Origin of the sequence: Kitasatospora sp. NPDC058190 (assembly GCF_042883685.1) — a bacterium.
Taxonomy (GTDB): domain Bacteria; phylum Actinomycetota; class Actinomycetes; order Streptomycetales; family Streptomycetaceae; genus Kitasatospora.
Map to the genome: position 1 here is coordinate 1 of NZ_JBHVVI010000301.1, position 1,311 is coordinate 1,311.

Below are 1,311 nucleotides of genomic sequence, written 5' to 3' on the forward strand. Positions count from 1 at the left end.
CAAGAAAGGCGGTTCGATGATGAAAATGACAAGAGAAAGTTTTGAAAAAGGCATGAGATATGCGAAAGCGACACACGCCATTGAAGGAATTTATCTTACAGCTGACGAGGAAGAATTATTATGGCAGCACGGATCTGGTCAGATCACAGATGAGAAGTTTGAGAAAAAAGCCCTTGAATTGGCTTATAAAGTGATACAATAGAGTTCTAGGCGGAAGGTGCGTAGCGGAAGACGACGGCAGTCGTCGAGTGGCAACGAAAAGCGAAGCACCGAGAGCCAAACGGGAATCCCCTATGCTAACAGGGGGGTAGTACGCAAGATGAAAATAAAACGTATAAAAAAACATGTCGTTCATTTTAAAAATGCCGTTGAGAGCGTTCAGATTCGATTCTGAGCGCTTTTATTTTTGTTCAGGTACTTGAAATGGGGTAATGCGTTAAAAACGCTTATAAGGGCTTTAAATGCGTTTTTTCGTTTTGTCTGCTGTCATGCTTTTTAAATTTGATGGCTAGATGCCGAGGAATTTTCAAAAGTGTTTGCGAGATGCCGAAAATTTTACATATCGAGGGAGAAACAGGGTTTTATTAGGAAATCTTGTGCTAGCATTTAGTATAAAACTGGTTTTATAAGGGGTGATTGTAGATGGCGGCCATACCGTCTCCAGTTGTAGCGGTTAAGATCAATGAATGGTACAAGCATATAAAGAGATTCAATGTGAAAGAGGCTGAGATTCTAAGGGAAGAGGTTAGGAAAGAGATCGATGCTATGGAAGAAGATGAGCAAGCGGTTCTTTATTTTCAATTGATGGAGTTCCGTCATCAATTGATGCTTGATTATGTGCAACCTTCTAAGAAACCATTGGAGCCTTCTGAATATTTGAAAGCTGTAGAAGGACAAGGGAAAAAGATGTCGGGCTTTCTTGAATACTATTTCAACTTTTTTCAAGGAATGTATGAATTCAGAATGGGCGAATTTGTTAAAGCTATCATGTTCTATAGGCGAGCTGAGAAACGTTTGGAGCAAGTTGCTGATGAGTTAGAGAAAGCGGAATTCTATTACAAGATGTCCGAAGTGTTTTATCACATGAAACAGACACATATGTCTATGTATTATGTCACTCTTGCTTATGATACTTATAAGGCTTATAAGACGCATTCAATTTATATGGTTCGTGAAATTAATTGTTTAACTGTAGTCGCGGGAAATTATATGGATTTAGAAACTAGAGATAAAGCATTGACTTGTTTTTCTTTAGCTTTGGAAAAAGCGGAGGCATTGGGGAATAAGCATATAATTTTTAGGCAGCTGTAC

General features: G+C 38.7%; 1 protein-coding gene and 1 pseudogene. Both read left to right on the forward strand.

Annotated elements, in window-relative coordinates:
* The coding region (locus ACFVWU_RS44945; protein WP_387632531.1) for a hypothetical protein at positions 1 to 202 on the forward strand (202 nt) is incomplete at its 5' end.
* A gap of 440 nt (positions 203 to 642) precedes the next feature.
* A pseudogene (locus ACFVWU_RS44950) lies at positions 643 to 1,311 on the forward strand (aspartate phosphatase); the annotation flags it as partial.